Consider the following 15,292-nt stretch of genomic DNA (forward strand, 5'->3'; position numbering starts at 1 on the left):
CCGAAAGCGAAGGTTCGGCAGCGGGCGCGGCTTGGAGCCCGGCCCTTCTTTGCATGGGGAAGCGATCACCCCTCCAGCAGGTCAATCAGCTCGTCGGCGCTCAAGCTTGCAAGCGAGATGCCGCTCGAGCCGATAACCTGGTCGGCCAGCTTGCTCTTCTCCTCCTGCAGGTGCAGGATGCGCTCCTCGATGGTGTCCTTCGCTATGACCTTCTGCACGCTTACGACGCGTGTCTGCCCGATGCGGTGCGCGCGGTCGGTGGCCTGCTGCTGCGCCGCGGCGTTCCACCAGGGATCGGCGTGGATGACCACGCTTGCGCCCGTAAGGTTCAGGCCCGTGCCGCCGGCCTTGAGCGATACCAGGAACACGGGGACGTCGTTGCCGTTGAACTCGTTCACCAGCTCCACGCGGTCTTTCTTCGGCGTTTTGCCCGTGATGGTGTAGAAGGCGATGCCCGCTTCATCGAGGCGCTGCGCGATCAGGTCCAAGAAGCTGGTGAACTGGCTGAAGATGAGCGTCTTCTCGCCGCCTTCCATGGCGCTTGCCACCAATTCCATGATGGTATCGAGCTTCGCTCCGTGGCCGCGATAATCCTCGAACAGCAGGCGCGGGTCGCAGCACAGCTGCCGCAGCTGCATGAGCTCGGCAAGCACCTCCACGCTGGAAACGTGCTCGCCCGCATCCCGTTTCGCCTGGCGCTGCTTGCGCTCGCGGCGCTGGCGGGTCAGTTCCTCGCGCAGGCGCTGCTCGTGGGCGCGGTAAAGCTTGAGCTGCTGGCCCTCCATGGGCGCGTACACCACGCTTTCCAGCTTGTCGGGCAGGTCGGTGAGCACGTCGGCTTTGCGGCGCCTGAGCATAAACGGCCCAACGACGGCGCTCAGGCGGGCCGCCACCTCTTCCTCGCCGCCCACGATGGGCAGTTCGAAGCGTTCGCGGAAGCGCGCATACGGCCCTAAAAGGCCGGGCATCAGGAAGTCGAAGATGCTCCACAGCTCCGACAGGCGGTTCTCCATGGGCGTGCCGGTCAGCGCGAACCGATGGCGCGCCGATAGGCGCTTCACCGCGCGGGTGGTCAGCGTTGCGGGGTTTTTGATGTATTGGGCCTCGTCAAGGGCGCAGATGAACAGCTCCCGTCCGGCGTAATCGGCCGAATCGATGCGCGCCAGGTCGTAGGAGGTGATGAGCACGTCGACCGGTGCAGGTCGGTTACCGGTTGCGTTGACGGGTTTCGTTGCCGCGGCTGCCTCTCCGTTTTGCAAAGCTGCTTCCCTTGCGCGGGCATCGACGTTGCACGAAGCCGCTTCCGCGCCGTCAGGCGATGCGGTCGCATCGCCTTGCCGTTTGGAAACCAGGTTTGCGTCATACGGCGCGAAAGCGTGGCCGCGGATCACCTTGCGCTCGGAGGCGCTGCCCACTACGGCCGTCACGTTCAGGCCGGGTGCGAAGCGCTCGAACTCGGCCATCCAGTTGTACACGAGCGAAGATGGGCACACGATCAGGCTCGGGCCGACTTCGCGGGCTTGATCGGCGCGGGCCACCAGCAAGCTGATGAGCTGGACCGATTTGCCCAAGCCCATCTCGTCGGCAAGCACCCCGCCGAACCCCGCATCCAGGCGGGCGGATAGCCATCGCAGGCCTTCGGCCTGGTAGGGACGCAGCGTTGCATTCAATCCTTCGGGCACCTGGTATGCCCGCTCGTCGATTGCGCGGAAATCGCTCAGGTACTGCGTGAAGCTTCGGTCGCGGTCAAGGTCGGCTTCCTCATCAAGGTAGAACGCGCGGAACGACGGCAGCTCCACCTCTCCCGTGGCAAGCTCCTTTTGCGTGATGCCCAGGTCGGATGCCAGGCGATCAAGCTGGGCGAGCTCGAAATCGGAGAGGTCCACGAACGCGCCGTCGCGCAGGCGATGGTAGCGTTTCTTCTTCCGATAGCTTCCAAGCATTGCCGCAAGCTCGTCAGGGTCAAGGTCGCCGGCGTCGACGGTGAGGTTGATAAGGTTGCCCGACAGCGACACGCCCATGCTCAGGCGCGGCTTCCCATCTTTGATCAGGCGGTCGAAGGCCGGCGTGGTGTACACCTCGCCGGCTTCGCGCAGCTGGCCCAGGCCGGTGAAGATAAGGTTGGCCACCGCTTCCTCGTTGCTCATGGGGATGCGCGTTTGGCCTGCTCCGAAGTAACGTTCTACCAGCGCCTTCGCTTTGCTCTCGGCGCGCGCGTCGCGCAAAGGGGAGGGGCCCGAGGCGCTATTTTCATCCTTGTGATCGGCGGGCACGATCCCGCACAGCGTGAAGCGGCGCGGCCCGTACGCGGCTTGGGCGCCGATGGTCACGTTCTTGCCGTTCTTGTCCAGGAAAAAAGCCAGCTTGCATTCCACGGGGCGCCAAGCCGAAAGCTCGGCAGGGGCGCTCAAGTGCAGGTTCTCCTCGATGACGGGCAGGGCCGCCGCGCAGAACAGGGGCATGTCGTCGTTTGCCACGAACAAGTTGCGCTCGTCGCTGTCGTAGACCGTGCGCAGGAAGTCGGAGCAGCGCGCGAACGCCGGCGTGCAGCGATGCACTGTGTCCCCGCCGCACCATATATACAGGCGTCCGGCTTGCTCGGCCATACGGATTTGCTCTCCGCGCTCGATCGACCAGCCGCCGGCGTTGGCCGGCGCCATTGAAAGCGAGACGTCCGGGTCGCTGTGTTCGATATGCACGCGTTGCACGGTGGGCGTGGCGTAGTCCGCGCCCGTGATGCTGAACTCGGAGCCGTCGAGCAGGTCGAACAGCTCAACGGCCTCGGCCTCGGAAAGCTGCAGGGTGCGGCCGACCGACGCGCTTTGCCGGCGAAGCCACAAAGGCGCATCGTCGGCGGCCTCGCGCATGGAGCAGGCGCGCTCGATGAACTGGGCGATCGTGCGCGAGCGCTGTTCGAACAGGGCGGGAGCGTGCGTGAACGCCAGCTTCTTGCCGTATGCGTGGCGGGCGCCGGAGCGCATACGGTCGGCGAATTCGGAAAGCGATTTCACCACGTAAGGCGTTCCCGAAGGTCCGCTGATGCGAAACGAGGCGGACCACAGCCCGTAGCCATACGAAAGCTCTGCGTGCAAAACCACGCTTTCGGCGGGCGTATCGTCGGCTTGCAGCTCCTCGGTGCGCTTCATGAACTCGGTGATGCACGAGGAGGATTGCGCCGTGCGTTGCGCCTGGTAGCCCATGAAGGTCTCCGGGCGGCGCAAGAACGTCAGCGCCAGGGCCACGCAGTGCTTGCACATGCCGGCATACTCGCGATACGCCGGGCACGTGCATGAGTAGTCGAGCACCTCGTCGGCATCCTCGTCGAGGATCACCGAGGTGCGGTAGCGATCGTCCCAGCCGCTGCTCGATGCTACGAAGGCGCTGACCACCGACTCCTCGGCATCGTAGCGCACCTGCTTCGTGAGGATGTTCCTGTCCGATGACGCGATGGCGCGCCCTCGCGTGAACGAACGCTGGTTGCATTGGCTTGCTATGGCTTTTTCGGTGATCATCGCTGGCGGCTCCCCTTGCTTGAACGCATTGTTCGCAAACGTTTATTTTAGCGCAAACGAGCACGTGGTGTCGTGATGCGCGGGGTTTCCCAGGAGCATCGGCGTTCATTCGAACTCGCTCGGGGGCGGCTTTGCGTTCACGGGTTTTGCGGGGTCGATGTGGGCTTAACCGCGCGGCGCGAAGGCGGTTGTGCGATAATCGGGAAAACGTCCGTAAGATGCTTTTTGCGGGGTATGCGACGAAAGGGGTCGTCAATGAGGCTTGGGAATATCGCGAAGGCTGCGGTTGCCGCCGCCGGCGTTGCCGCAGGTGCAGGTGCTGCCATATATGGGTCGCGGGCGGCCACCATGGCCTCGATCAGGCAGGTCGCGCCCGCCGATGCGCCGTATGGCCTTTACGCCATGGACGTGTCGTATCGTTACGACCTTGATCGCATCATCGAGCGCGGGCTGGGAAGCGACCAAGGCAACATGGACGCCATCCTTGCCGAGGCATTCCCGCTCGTTCCCGTTCATATACAGGCGCCGCAGTTCGGATGCAGCGCGTTCACGCTTGCGGGTAGCGAAGGCGTGCTCATGGGCCGCAACTACGACTTCAAGTTCGATACCTCCGCCATGCTCGTGCACACAGCCCCCGCCGATGGTTACGAATCGATCGGCTTTTGCGCCCTCGACAACCTCGGCGTGGTCGATGCGCTGCAGACGAAATCGCGCTTCGCGTGCCTGGCGGCGCCCTTCGCCTGCTTAGATGGAGTGAACGAGAAGGGCGTTTCCTGCGCGGTGCTCACGCTTGACAGCAAGCCCACCTCCCGCATCACCGGCAAGCCCGTCATTTCCACGCCGATGGCCATACGTTTGGTGCTCGATCGGGCCGCCACCACGCAGGAAGCCGTCGATCTGCTGCTTTCCTACGACATGTTCGCCACAAGCGGGCGTGATTACCATTTCTATATCACCGATGCGCAAGGCGATGGCCGTGTCGTCGAGTTCGATTGCGACAACCCCGAGCGCTTGCCCGTCGTCACGCCGACGTGCCAGGTCACGAACTTCTTCGTCATGCACCAAGATAAGGTAGCGCCTTTTCAGAGGAACGGGGCGTATGGGCATGGCCGAGAGCGCTACGACGCCATCTCCGCGGTGCTCGATGGGGCGTCGGCGGGCGAAGATGCCCAGGTCACGGCATGGAAGGCGCTCAGGACGGCTGCGCAGGCGCCGAACCCTGAGGATGTCACCAGCAATACGCAGTGGTCCATCGTGTTCGATAACCGAAACCTTACGGCTGATGTGGCCTTGCGTCGTCGTTGGGACGATGTCCACCATGCCGATATCCACGGCAATATGGTGTAGCGGGAGTTTGGCGATTTGAGGCGGCGCGCCGCAGCTTTCGCGGCTGCCGCCGGTTTACCGCGTAGCGAAACGCGGTGCCAACTCGCGCGTCTTCCCGATGAGCTTGCGGTAGATGCGCTCGCGAATCCAGGGTTCGCTTGACAGGGCCACGGCATCGTCGAGCTCCACCCACTTCACGCCGCTGTTCTCATCGGCCTTGATACGCACGTGCTCGGCAGGGTCGGCAACCGCCAGATATGTCATGTTCAGATGCAGGTGCGAGCTCACGTACGTCCCGCGTTTGACGTGGCCGTCCACGGTCAGCACCTCGCACGACAGCACGCCCCCCGGCCCGCACGGCACCAAGCTTGCGCTGCGCACGCCCGTTTCCTCCTCCAGCTCGCGCAGGGCAACCGCCGCAAGATCGGTCTGCCCATCCGCGTGCCCGCCGATCCAGCTCCACGAATCGTAGATGTTGTGATACACCAGCAAGGTCTTCGTAAACGTGGGGTCTACGGTCCAAATGGAGCACGCCATGTGGGCAACTGCCGTTCGGTCGAACACCGAAGGGTCCGTTTTCAAGCGCGACAAGATCAAGTCGCGATCGGCGGCTTCCTGCTCGTTGGCGGGTTTGAACGCTTGCAGGTCTTCGAATATGCCCACGGCTGCTCCTTGCGATTGAAAAGGCCCGGGCGTGCGGCTCGGGCCTGAAACGTCTTATTCAGTATAGCAAGCTGTGCGGGCTTGGTTCGCGCCGCAAGGCGGCTGCGACCGGGGCCTTGCCTCCTAGTGATGATGGCTGCAGGCGTTTTCCAGCACCATGCGCGCGCAATCGCCGGCGATGAACTTGTTCACCACATCGCCGACCATGGGGGTTTGCTGCTCAAGGTAGATGTCCACGCCGTATTGCGTGAAGCGCATGAACGGCGGCTGGCCCATGCCTGCGCAGATCATCGCGTCGATGCCCAGGTTGTGCGCGAACTCGATGACGCCGCCGCAACCTACTTCGTCATGATCGACGTTTTTGACCGACTCGACGCCGGTGACCTGGCCGTCCTCGATGGTCACGAGCGTGAACCAGGGTGTATGGCCGAAATGCCCGCTGCGGGTGCTCGTCAGGCCTTCGCCGGTTTCGCTGGGGATTGCAACTTTCATGGTATCGCCTTTCTACGACGTATGCGTCGGGGCCGTTGCTCCGTTCGCCTCTCCTGCGGCTAACTCTAGCACAGCGGTGGTTGGGTTCACGAAGTTTTTTGATACTCTCCAAGTAGCATATTGGTAGGAATAACCGGATTGCCCGCGCTATAATGTCGGTATGGAGAAAACACCGAACACATCGCCTGCCATCGCCGTGAGCGCCTGCCTGCTGGGCAGGCCGTGCCGCTACGACGGGTCTTCGAAGCCTGCCGATGCCGTTATGCGGCTTGCTCGTTGCTATAAGCTCGTTCCTATTTGCCCTGAAGTCGCAGGCGGTCTTCCCGTGCCGCACCCGCCGTGCGAGATCGTCGCCGGGTCCTGTCCGGTGCGCGTCGTCGATGCGAACGGGGAAGACGTCACGCAGGCCTTCCATCTTGGCGCAAGCCGCTGCCTGGAGCAGCTGCGCGACGCCGATTGCCGGGTGGCGGTGCTCAAGTCGAAAAGCCCTTCATGCGGAAACGGGTTGGTCTACGACGGAAGCTTCACGGGCGCGCTCGTGCCGGGGCGGGGCGTCGCCACGCAGCTGTTTAGCGACGCGGGCATCACGGTGCTCGATGAATCGCAGGTCCATAAGCTAGATATGCCGCTCGGCCCTGCACGACCGCAAGGCCGTTAGCCCGCAAGGGCGGTCTCGTCTCCTTGTGCATGCCGTGGGGCGCCGTCTGCCGCGGCGGCTTGCCCGCCGGCGGGGTGTATACTTCCCTAAACGAACAAGACGGCGCCCTGCGCGCCGCGTGAATATGAAAGGAATCGGCATGCTGGTAACCAACCTTGCTCATGCGAACGGAAACGACTATCTCAACCAGCGCTTCGCCAAGGCCTATGCGTTCCTCGCGCAGGACGGCCTGGAGGCCCTGCCGCTCGGCCGCAACGAGATCGATGGCGACGACGTGTTCGCCAACGTGCAGGAATACGATACCGTCGCCGCTGCGGAGAAGCAGATGGAGGCGCACCGCGGCTATTACGACGTGCAGTTCGTCGTTTCCGGCCAGGAGCTTTTGCAGTACGCCCAGCTCGACGGGCTGGCCGAGTGCCAGCCTTTCGACGAGGAGAACGACTTCGGCCTGTACGAGGCTCCCAAGGAGTGCACGGATGTGGTGCTGCATGCCGGCGACTTGGCCGTCCTCGCGCCCGAGGATGCGCATAAGCCGGGTTGCACGCTCGGCTCCGAGCCCTGCCATGTGCGTAAGATCGTCGTGAAGGTTCGCGCGTAACGGCGGGAGCCGTCGTTTGTCGCCGTCGCGGCCTGCAGGCGCAGCAGCGATTTTCGCCGTTGCCGCTCCTGCGCCCTTTGTGCGCTCAATCGCCGACTTTCTTCGATAAAGGAAGCAAATGAACAAACAAGATCGCAAATATCTCAAGCGCCTGCTCGAGACCCCTTCGCCGACGGGCTGCGAGCAGCGCATCGCCTCCGTGGTGCGCGAGCGCATGGAGGGCGTGGCCGACCAGGTCACCACCGACGTCATGGGCTCGGTCCATGCTCGCCTGGAAGGCAGGGGGGAGGCTCCGTCTCTTATGCTGGCCGCCCATATGGATGAGATCGGCCTGATGGTGGTCAACGTCTCCGATGACGGGTTTTTGTCGGTCGCCGCCATCGGCGGCGTCGATGCAGCCATTCTGCCGGGGCTTCGCGTGGACGTGCACGCCTCCGGGGCCGAGCATCCTTTGCGCGGCGTCGTCGGCCGCAAACCCATCCACCTCATTTCGGCGGGCGAACGCGACAAGGTCACGCCCCTGTCCGACCTGGTCATCGACCTGGGCCTTCCCGCCAAGAAAGTCAAGCGCCTGGTGAAGGTGGGCGACGTCATCACGTTCGGCGTGGGCTTCGAGCGCTTCGGGAAGAACATGGGCGTTTCGCGCGCCTTCGACGACAAATGCGGCGTGTGGGTCATCACGCGCGTGCTCGAGGAGCTGGCGGTCGGCGGCGGTTGCGCGGGCGATGTCACCTGCGCATGCACGGTGCAGGAGGAGATCGGCACCCGCGGCGCTATCACCTCGGCGTTCGGCGTGAGCCCCGATGTGGCCGTGGCCTTCGACGTCACTCACGCCACCGACTATCCGGGCATCAGCCATGCCAAGTTCGGCGACATCAAATGCGGCGGCGGCCCGGTCATCGGCCGTGGGCCCAACGTCAACCCGCAGGTGTTCGACCGTCTTGTCAAGGCCGCCAAGGCGGCGGGCATCCCGTATCAGGTTGAGGCGCTGCCCGGTCATTCCGGCACCGACGCTTGGCCCATCCAGGTCAGCCGTGCGGGCATCCCCACGGGCTTGGTGTCCGTGCCGCTTCGCTATATGCATACGCCCACGGAGGTCATCTGCCTGGACGATCTTGACGCAACCGTGGCCTTGTTCGTGCAGTTCGCTCGCGATCTGGAGTCCGGCGGCTCGTTCGTGCCCATGGCGGGTTGCGGTTCGGTGTCGCTCGATGCCTGCTCCGCCCGCGCGGCGCAGGGGGAGTAGCATCATGAAAAAGCAATCCCAAGACATCGCGCGTAATCGCAAGGCGCTGCACGATTACGAGGTTCTCGAAACCTACGAGGCAGGTATCGCCCTGACCGGCACCGAGGTGCGTTCGTTGCGCGACAACCATTGCCAGCTCACCGACTGCTTCGCGCTCATCCGCCACGGCGAGGTGTGGTTGCATGGCGTCCACATCCCCCCGTACGCTTTCGGCAACATCGCGAACCCCGATCCGGACCGCAAGCGAAAGCTGCTGCTGCACAAAAACCAGATCCGCAAACTGGAGCAACTGACCAAGGAGAAGGGCATGGCGCTCGTGCCGTTGAAGATGTACTTCAACAAAAGCTCGCTCGTGAAGGTCGAGCTGGCGGTGTGCCGCGGCAAGAAGAACTACGACAAGCGCGCCGCTATGGCCGAGCGCGACTCGAAGCGCGAGATCGAACGCGCGTTGAAGGAAAGGAGCCGTCGATGAGCGATCAGGAAGCCCTGGAGGCCGAAGAGCAGGTTTCGGAGCATGCTGCGGAAGAGGATTCCCAGGCCGATAAGGCGTCTGCTGCCGATGAGGACCTTGAGGTCGTCGAGCTCGAGCTTTCCGATGATGATATCGTGCGCTACCTTGAAGACGAGCAGGGCAGGCGCATCGGCTTCGTCATCATGGAAGACGGCGAAGAGGCCGAGTACCTTTATGTCGAAGACGACGAGGACGAGCAAGCCGACGGCGATGTCGTCGATGACGGCAGCCTGGGCATCACGCGCGATGGCGTTCAGCAGGCAACCGACGACATGAACGCCATCTTCAAGGACGGCGTGCAAATGGCGGCGGAATTCAAGGGCGCGTTCGATGACATCAAAAGCGCATTGGACTTTCGCTCGCTTTTGAAGTAAGATTATCTATCCGTTCGGCGGCTTGCCGCCGTGCACTTTGACAAGGTGGACCGCAGCGTCCCGACTCGGCTGCAAAGCCGGCATACGGGGGCGACTGGTTTCGACATGGTATGTTTGAACTGAGGAGCAGGTCGTGGTCTCCTCGCCACGCTAAACAGGGGTACCGTCAAGTTAATTGGCAAGAACAACTCTCAGAGCGCTCCGGCGCTCGCCATGGCTGCTTAATCAGCACCTGGCACGTCAACTCCGGGTTGTCCCCGGCTCGGACGCGACGTCATTTTAGGGGACTGCATCGAAGCACGTGGACGGTATGGCTTCGATAAAGATCGAACCGACTAGGAATCTCAACGTTTGCCCGTTGACCGAAAGGTTCCGAATTCCGATAACGGGATAAGCTTGTAGAGCCTGAGGGATAATATAGTATGGACCGGAGTTCGATTCTCCGCGCCTCCACCAACTGTTCAGTAGGCGAACATATGCAGGTGTTCGTCGTCAGGCGGGCGTTCATATTGCTCGTCGAATAGAAGAAGCCGCTCCATACGGGGCGGCTTCTTTGCGTTCTAGGCCTGCGGCATGATCTCCTGCTCGCCGTCCTCGCTCATGTACGGCATGAGGAACACGCCGCCCTGCTCGGTGGTCAGCAGCAGGTACTCGCGGTTGTGCTCGTCGCACACGATTTCCTGGCCGATGCCTTTTGGCAGGTCGTATATGGGGCCGTCGGTGCGGGCTGGCGAGGCCCGCACCTCCTGCGCTTCCGCCATTCGCGTGAAGCAGTTCCACGCGGCTACCGCCGCCAAGACGAGCATGGCGAACACGAACAGGGCGAGCAGCAGACTATCGACGTCGGGCTTTCTCGCCCCGCCGCTGCGGCGCGGCATGGCTATGCCTTCCGGATGGTCATGCGGAGCATGTCGATGGGGCTTTCGGCGTCTTTGCCCGCGCCGCCGTCCTCGTCGTCGTACTCCCATTTGCCCCAGCCAGGCTCCGCGCCCAGCCAGTGCGCCTGGTAGTACAGCTTCCAGTAGCCGGTGGTGCCGGGGTCGGGCGTGTCGTAGTAGCCCTCGATGCCGACGATGGGGCTGTTCGTGTTGCCGGACTCGTTGACGGACTCGGAGCCGTCTGCGCGGATAATCTTGTACCAGCCGCCCGGTCCGAGGTTGCGCGCCTCGAAGTCGTACGCATAACAGCCAGGCTCGCCGGCGAAGTCATCGCCGCACGGGCACGCGCAGTTGAGTCCCGTCATCCACGACAGCCAGCCGCTCTCGCGGTTGTAAATGCGGTACTCGGGCACGATGGGTTTGCCCTCTGCCGACGGCTGTGCCTGGCTGTCGCCCGAATCTGCGGGAGGAACCAGGATGTAGTCCCATCCGTAGCTGGGCGTGTACGCCGGGCCCACGGAGACCTCGTTGCCGGTCTGGTCGCCCTGGCAGCATCCCTGTACGCCGCCGTGCTCGTCGATATGCGCGCCTCCGAGCTGGCCCCACCCGGTGAACATCTCCACGTGGTTGGCCTCGTTGAGCGCGATGCACCCAGGCTCGCAATCGTACAGGTTGCCGTCGAACGGCACGGCCTGGAAGCCCGCTGCCGTGAAGTCGCGCACCATGGTGCGGGTGTACCGCGTGCCGCTGGTCGGGACGCGGTAACCCGCGTTCGCAGCGGCCATATACATCAGGCTTGAGCAGTCGCAGTCAGGTCCCCAGCGGTTGTTCTGGCTGTAGCCGTGAGAATCGTCCGCACACCATTCCTTCACGAACGAAACCATCTTGTTCACGCTGCCCATGGCTACTCCTTCCCGCCTACGGTCACGCCCAGCAGGGCGTCGAGCCATTTGGACGTGATGCCCACGGACTTGAACAGCGTGTAGGCCGCCTGCACGCCGCCAATGACGGCGAAGGCGCACGTGACCCATGCGCCAGGGTCTGCGGGCACGCCGCCCACGAAGCCGGTCACGACGCCCGCCAGAAGCGAGCACGCCAGCGCAAGGCAGCGCGCCGCCTTGCCGGTCATGGCCTCGGTCTTGATCAGCTGCACCGCCCAAGGGACGGCGATGGACAGCACGACGGCCGCCAATGCTTGCATAATCGTCATTTCTTCCTCCTAGTTGTTGGTCTCCTTGTCGTAGAGCAGGTCCACCCGGTCCCTGATGTGCTCGACCTGCGCCGCCATGCCCTGGCTGCGCGCCTGGCTGTTGACCAGGTCGGCGTGCAACACCTCGTTGGAGGTCACCACGGACTCCATGAGCGTCTTCATGCCCTCTATGAGCGTGTTGCTGCGCTCCATCTGGGCGGCGATGCGGCCCTCCATCTGCGAGCGTTCGCGGTCGCGCTGGGCGCGCTCGTTCACCTCGTCCTGCTTGCGCTTCTCGCGCTTCATGTCGATATTCGCCTTGCGCTCGTTCTGGGCCTTGAACTCTTCGAGATATTGCTTCCCGAAGTACAGGGCCACCAGTACGAGCAGCGCGCCGAAAAGCGACCCGGGGCCGTACGGCGCGAAGATTTCCAGCACGTCGGTCATTCGTTTTCTCACCTCCTCGAATCGCTGGGGCGATTGTCCGCGAGGTGTCGCCGGGCAAAAGAAAAGCGCCCCCGAAGGGGCGCCCGCTACGCCTGCGGCGCTTCCGGCTGGTCCGGCTCCATGGCCTCCAGCTCGTTGATCTTGGCGCGCCATTCCTGGCGCTGCGCGATGATTTCGGCGATTTCCTTGGCCGCCGCCGAGATGGCCGAGAGCAGGTCGGTGATGGACGATGCGGAGAAGATGCGCTCCACCGCCTTCATGACCTTGTAATCGCTCTGGTTAAGCTGCTGTTTGTAGCCGTTGATCTCCCCGGCGATTTCCTGTTCCGTCATGGGTCGCTCCTTCCGTTGCTAGGGTAGGGGCATGCTCCCATCCGTGTCGCCTCCAGGCCTGGATTGCATTGAGCAACCCCCCCGCGAGGTTTTCGAACAGGCTGCGGTACAGGGCGTCCATGGTCCGCACGGTGCGGTGCGCGTCCAGCCGTTTCAGCCCGCCCCGCCAGCTCTGGTAGCTCTGCTCCGCCTGCTCGGCCGTCATGACTCCATCGGCGACCATGCGCGCCATCTTCTTCAGTTTACGGCGCTCGCGCGTGATGGAGTCTCGGCACGGCTTCATGACTATGCGGCCGGTCTCGGTGTAGAAGATGCGCTTCTTCAGCCACGTGAACCCGCGCGTGAGCTTCACCACGCGCGTCTTGCGCGGGTTCAGCTCGATGCCCAGCTCGGCGCACTTGCGCTCTATGAGCAGCAGGCACACCTGCAGATAGTCCTTGCTCTCGTGAATCAGGTAGAAGTCGTCCATGTATCTGCCGTACGATTCGGGGCGCAGCATCTCGGTCACGTAGTGGTCGATTCTGTTGGGGTGCGCGACCGCGCATATCTGGTTCGGCTCGCTTCCGAGTCCCAGGCCGACCTCGCCTTGGGCATCCAGCAGGCGGTGCTCCAGGGCGATAACGCGAGGGTCGAGCAGCGCGGCGGCCACCTGCTCCTTGACGGGGGCGTGCGCTATGCTCGCGAAGTAATCCGAGAAGTCTCCGAGCAGTATGTAGCCCTCGCCGCCGCTCCTCCTCCAATGGTTGGCGAGGTGGCGCTTGAGCAGCCTCAGGGCGTAGTCGGTGCCGCGCCCTTTGATGTTCGCGGAGTTGGCGGCTATGAGGGTGGGTACGATCGCGGGCACGAGCGCATTCTGCGACAGCGACTTCTGCACCACGCGCTCGGGGAAGTGCACGGCGCTGATATGCCTCAGCTTGCCGCGCTCCCATAGGTCGAAGCGGATGAAGCCCCGGCATATGTCGCGGCCCTCCAGCAGGTCGCGGCGGGACTTCGCGGCGTTTCGGAGGTAGTCCTTCATGTACCGCTGCGTCGATGCCTTCCACATCACGCCGCGCGCCGCCTGCTTCGAGGCCATGCACAGGCAGTTGAGGTCCGCCACGGTTTCGAGCGTGCACGCCTTGACGCGCTCGGCCTTTGCTTTCGCGCGCTTCTCCTCGCGGCGCTTCCGGCGCGCCGCCCGCCTTTGCTCTGAGTTCATAGGATAAGGCACCCCGCACGGCTTGCAATGTGGCTCTGACAGCCGCTTGAGGTATGGCCATGAAACGCGGCGAAGCCACGGAGCGCCGCGCCATGCAAGCAGCGTCCGGCCACCCTCGCGGGGTGCGTATTTACGGGCTCGTGCCCGATGGTCGCGCCTTCCTTCCTCTTCGCGCTCTGCTTTCGGCCCTCGGGCCTACTCGGTCTGGCAGTAAGGGAATCCGGGGCGGGGGCGAACCCAGGTGTTCGTCGCCGAGTTGTAGTTGGCATTGCCGTTGTTGTTGACATAGCACACGCTGGACGAGGAGCCACCCATGACGGAACGCAGCCACCAATTGTACCGATATACAAGACGGGACCGCCGCCCATTATAGCGAACGCAGGCGCTCTAGCTCGGCCTCGGCCTCGGCTATGCGCTCCTCGGTCGACTTCTTGCCGGTGACGCGCACGTTCTTGCGCGCGCCCTTCAGCAGCTTGATCTCCTCCTCGACCATGGCAGCCAGCGCCTCGAAGCGGTTGGCGTTCACGGGCAGGCCGATATCCATGAGGCACTGCATGTCCAGCATCAGCTGCTCGCAGTCCGCTATGGCCAGCGTCAGGTAGCGTTTCCTCTCCAGCGCGTTGAACGAGCTGTTGGGATAGAAGCAGTCGGCGCGGTTGACGTTGTACACGATGCTGCGCGCCGTCTCCACGGTCGGCACCGCGTTCAGCAGGCGGTAGGCCTTCGGAACCACGGAGGACGACGCCATCAGCTTGTTGACCTCCACGCGGATGGCGATGGCCTGCGTGAAGAACTTGTACTCGGACACCTCGCGGTTGCGCTGGTAGACGCCGCTCACGTGCACCTCCTGGGAAAACTGGCGAAAAAACGGCCCGCTTCGCGGGCGGAAGGCGACCGCGCAAGGCGGTCGCCTAAAAGCAGAGTATAGAGCACTCGGCTGGTTAGCCGACGAGGAAGCCGGGGCGGGGGCGAACCCAGGTGGTCGTCGCCGAGTAGTAGCTGGCAATGCCGCCGCTGTGGACATAGCACACGCTGGACGAGGAGCCACCCATGACGGAACGCAGCCACCAAATGCACCGACTTCCGTTGACTCGGTGCGCCGTGTCATGGAACAGATCGAACTGGCAGTCGAAGCCGACGGACCAGCCTGGCGTGCCCCACACGGGGCAGCCGTAGACCTCCATCTCCGATAGCGACCACACCTTGCCGATATCCTGCCAGCTCCAATTGTTGGAGTCGTTGATCGCGCCGCTGGCGCTGTACCGCTCCTCCAACAGGACGCGCTGGGTCAGCAGGTATTTGGTCAGGCCCTCGGGCAGGCACGCCTCGAAGGCCGTCTCCCACGCCTTGAGGTTGCTCCCCAGGTAGGGGTTCTTGGTCTCGGCCGTCCCTTGGTTCGTGTTCGTCGTGTTCCACATCAGGAAGCTGTCGTTGGCCACGCCGGTTACGGTCTTGGCCACGGACACGGGAGCGGACGCCACGAACGCGATGTGGTGGCCCTTGCTCTGGTCGCCGCAGCAGTAGTACGGGTCGATGTGGGCCAGCAGGAAGCGCACGGACTGCTGGGCTGCGACGGCGGATGCGCTCACGAGGGGCACGTCCAGGTAGTCGCCCACGCGCAGGCCCGCGAAGTTCGCGGCGGCGATGCGCTTGTGCAGGGCGTCGTACACGGTGCCCGAGCCGATCTCGCCCGCCAGGATTTCCGCGATGCTCTGCCCGCCGTATTTGCCGATTTGGCCCTGACGGTTGTATTCGGCGTTGTTGAGCGCCGTCTGCGCGTTGGCGCGCGCGGTCTCGTCGATGATCTCGTAGCCGGTGCCACCCACCGACAGGGTTTTCGCTTGTGCCATTTCGTTTCCTTCCTTCTT

General features: G+C 63.6%; 17 protein-coding genes, 1 other RNA gene and 1 pseudogene. 7 read left to right on the forward strand and 12 right to left on the reverse strand.

The genetic code is table 11. The features are described 5' to 3' along the window. Positions 1 to 65 precede the first annotated feature (65 nt). Positions 66 to 3,512 carry a DEAD/DEAH box helicase gene (locus Q0D52_RS05770; RefSeq protein WP_294380811.1) on the reverse strand — a complete coding sequence of 1,149 codons (3,447 nt, stop codon included), beginning with the start codon at positions 3,510 to 3,512 and terminating at the stop codon, positions 66 to 68. 255 nt (positions 3,513 to 3,767) lie between these two features. On the opposite strand from Q0D52_RS05770, the gene Q0D52_RS05775 reads away from it, so the two are divergent. Then, positions 3,768 to 4,859, forward strand: a complete 1,092-nt coding sequence (locus tag Q0D52_RS05775; protein ID WP_294380813.1) for a carcinine hydrolase/isopenicillin-N N-acyltransferase family protein — start codon at positions 3,768 to 3,770, stop codon at positions 4,857 to 4,859. Between the two features lie 54 nt (positions 4,860 to 4,913). Here the strand turns inward: Q0D52_RS05775 and Q0D52_RS05780 are convergent, their stop codons facing one another. Both Q0D52_RS05780 and Q0D52_RS05785 read right to left on the reverse strand, forming a co-directional pair. Beyond that, positions 4,914 to 5,501, reverse strand: coding sequence for an NUDIX hydrolase (locus Q0D52_RS05780; RefSeq protein ID WP_294380815.1), 588 nt, complete (start codon positions 5,499 to 5,501; stop codon positions 4,914 to 4,916). Between the two features lie 123 nt (positions 5,502 to 5,624). After that, a complete protein-coding gene (locus tag Q0D52_RS05785) occupies positions 5,625 to 5,993 on the reverse strand; it encodes a NifB/NifX family molybdenum-iron cluster-binding protein (RefSeq protein WP_294161823.1) in 369 nt (122 codons plus the stop codon). A 160-nt stretch (positions 5,994 to 6,153) separates the two neighbouring features. Between Q0D52_RS05785 and Q0D52_RS05790 the strand changes: the two genes are divergently transcribed. The 6 genes from Q0D52_RS05790 (at position 6,154) to ssrA (ending at position 9,836) form a co-directional block, all read left to right on the forward strand. Beyond that, positions 6,154 to 6,651: a DUF523 domain-containing protein gene (locus Q0D52_RS05790; RefSeq protein WP_294361526.1), complete on the forward strand. Its 498-nt coding sequence runs from the start codon at positions 6,154 to 6,156 to the stop codon at positions 6,649 to 6,651. A 139-nt stretch (positions 6,652 to 6,790) separates the two neighbouring features. Beyond that, positions 6,791 to 7,249 (forward strand): YhcH/YjgK/YiaL family protein, encoded by a 459-nt coding sequence (locus Q0D52_RS05795; RefSeq protein WP_294380816.1) that lies wholly within the window; start codon positions 6,791 to 6,793, stop codon positions 7,247 to 7,249. Positions 7,250 to 7,367: 118 nt separating this feature from the next. Continuing rightward, on the forward strand, positions 7,368 to 8,495 hold the full coding sequence (locus Q0D52_RS05800; protein WP_294380818.1) for a M42 family metallopeptidase: 1,128 nt from the start codon (positions 7,368 to 7,370) through the stop codon (positions 8,493 to 8,495). Between the two features lie 4 nt (positions 8,496 to 8,499). Continuing rightward, the gene (gene smpB, locus Q0D52_RS05805) at positions 8,500 to 8,967 is read left to right on the forward strand and encodes an SsrA-binding protein SmpB (RefSeq protein WP_294380820.1); all 468 of its coding nucleotides are present in this window, start codon (positions 8,500 to 8,502) and stop codon (positions 8,965 to 8,967) included. Beyond that, positions 8,964 to 9,380, forward strand: coding sequence for a hypothetical protein (locus Q0D52_RS05810; RefSeq protein WP_294380821.1), 417 nt, complete (start codon positions 8,964 to 8,966; stop codon positions 9,378 to 9,380). The genes smpB and Q0D52_RS05810 overlap by 4 nt, the downstream gene beginning before the upstream one ends. 86 nt (positions 9,381 to 9,466) lie before the next feature. Then, positions 9,467 to 9,836, forward strand: a transfer-messenger RNA (tmRNA) gene (gene ssrA, locus Q0D52_RS05815). A gap of 104 nt (positions 9,837 to 9,940) precedes the next feature. On the opposite strand, the gene Q0D52_RS05820 is transcribed toward ssrA, so the two are convergent. From Q0D52_RS05820 to Q0D52_RS05860, 9 genes and pseudogenes are all read right to left on the reverse strand, one after another. Beyond that, complete coding sequence (locus Q0D52_RS05820; protein ID WP_294380825.1) at positions 9,941 to 10,258, reverse strand: hypothetical protein; 318 nt, start codon at positions 10,256 to 10,258, stop codon at positions 9,941 to 9,943. Positions 10,259 to 10,260: 2 nt separating this feature from the next. Beyond that, the gene (locus Q0D52_RS05825; protein ID WP_294380829.1) at positions 10,261 to 11,160 is read right to left on the reverse strand and encodes a hypothetical protein; all 900 of its coding nucleotides are present in this window, start codon (positions 11,158 to 11,160) and stop codon (positions 10,261 to 10,263) included. A gap of 2 nt (positions 11,161 to 11,162) precedes the next feature. Then, positions 11,163 to 11,468 (reverse strand): hypothetical protein, encoded by a 306-nt coding sequence (locus Q0D52_RS05830; RefSeq protein ID WP_294380830.1) that lies wholly within the window; start codon positions 11,466 to 11,468, stop codon positions 11,163 to 11,165. A 9-nt stretch (positions 11,469 to 11,477) separates the two neighbouring features. Further along, positions 11,478 to 11,894, reverse strand: coding sequence for a hypothetical protein (locus tag Q0D52_RS05835; protein ID WP_294380832.1), 417 nt, complete (start codon positions 11,892 to 11,894; stop codon positions 11,478 to 11,480). 86 nt (positions 11,895 to 11,980) lie between these two features. Continuing rightward, positions 11,981 to 12,226: a hypothetical protein gene (locus tag Q0D52_RS05840; protein ID WP_294380834.1), complete on the reverse strand. Its 246-nt coding sequence runs from the start codon at positions 12,224 to 12,226 to the stop codon at positions 11,981 to 11,983. Next, positions 12,174 to 13,424, reverse strand: coding sequence for an RNA-directed DNA polymerase (locus Q0D52_RS05845; RefSeq protein WP_294380836.1), 1,251 nt, complete (start codon positions 13,422 to 13,424; stop codon positions 12,174 to 12,176). Before Q0D52_RS05845 ends, Q0D52_RS05840 begins: the two co-directional genes overlap by 53 nt. Positions 13,425 to 13,619: 195 nt before the next feature. Continuing rightward, positions 13,620 to 13,757, reverse strand: a pseudogene (locus Q0D52_RS05850) (DUF6273 domain-containing protein); the annotation flags it as partial. A 34-nt stretch (positions 13,758 to 13,791) separates the two neighbouring features. Beyond that, on the reverse strand, positions 13,792 to 14,262 hold the full coding sequence (locus Q0D52_RS05855) for a hypothetical protein (protein ID WP_294380839.1): 471 nt from the start codon (positions 14,260 to 14,262) through the stop codon (positions 13,792 to 13,794). A 103-nt stretch (positions 14,263 to 14,365) separates the two neighbouring features. Further along, positions 14,366 to 15,274 (reverse strand): DUF6273 domain-containing protein, encoded by a 909-nt coding sequence (locus Q0D52_RS05860; RefSeq protein ID WP_294380841.1) that lies wholly within the window; start codon positions 15,272 to 15,274, stop codon positions 14,366 to 14,368. Positions 15,275 to 15,292 lie beyond the last annotated feature (18 nt).

The sequence above is a fragment of the uncultured Senegalimassilia sp. genome, assembly GCF_934630535.1.
Lineage (GTDB): Bacteria > Actinomycetota > Coriobacteriia > Coriobacteriales > Eggerthellaceae > Senegalimassilia.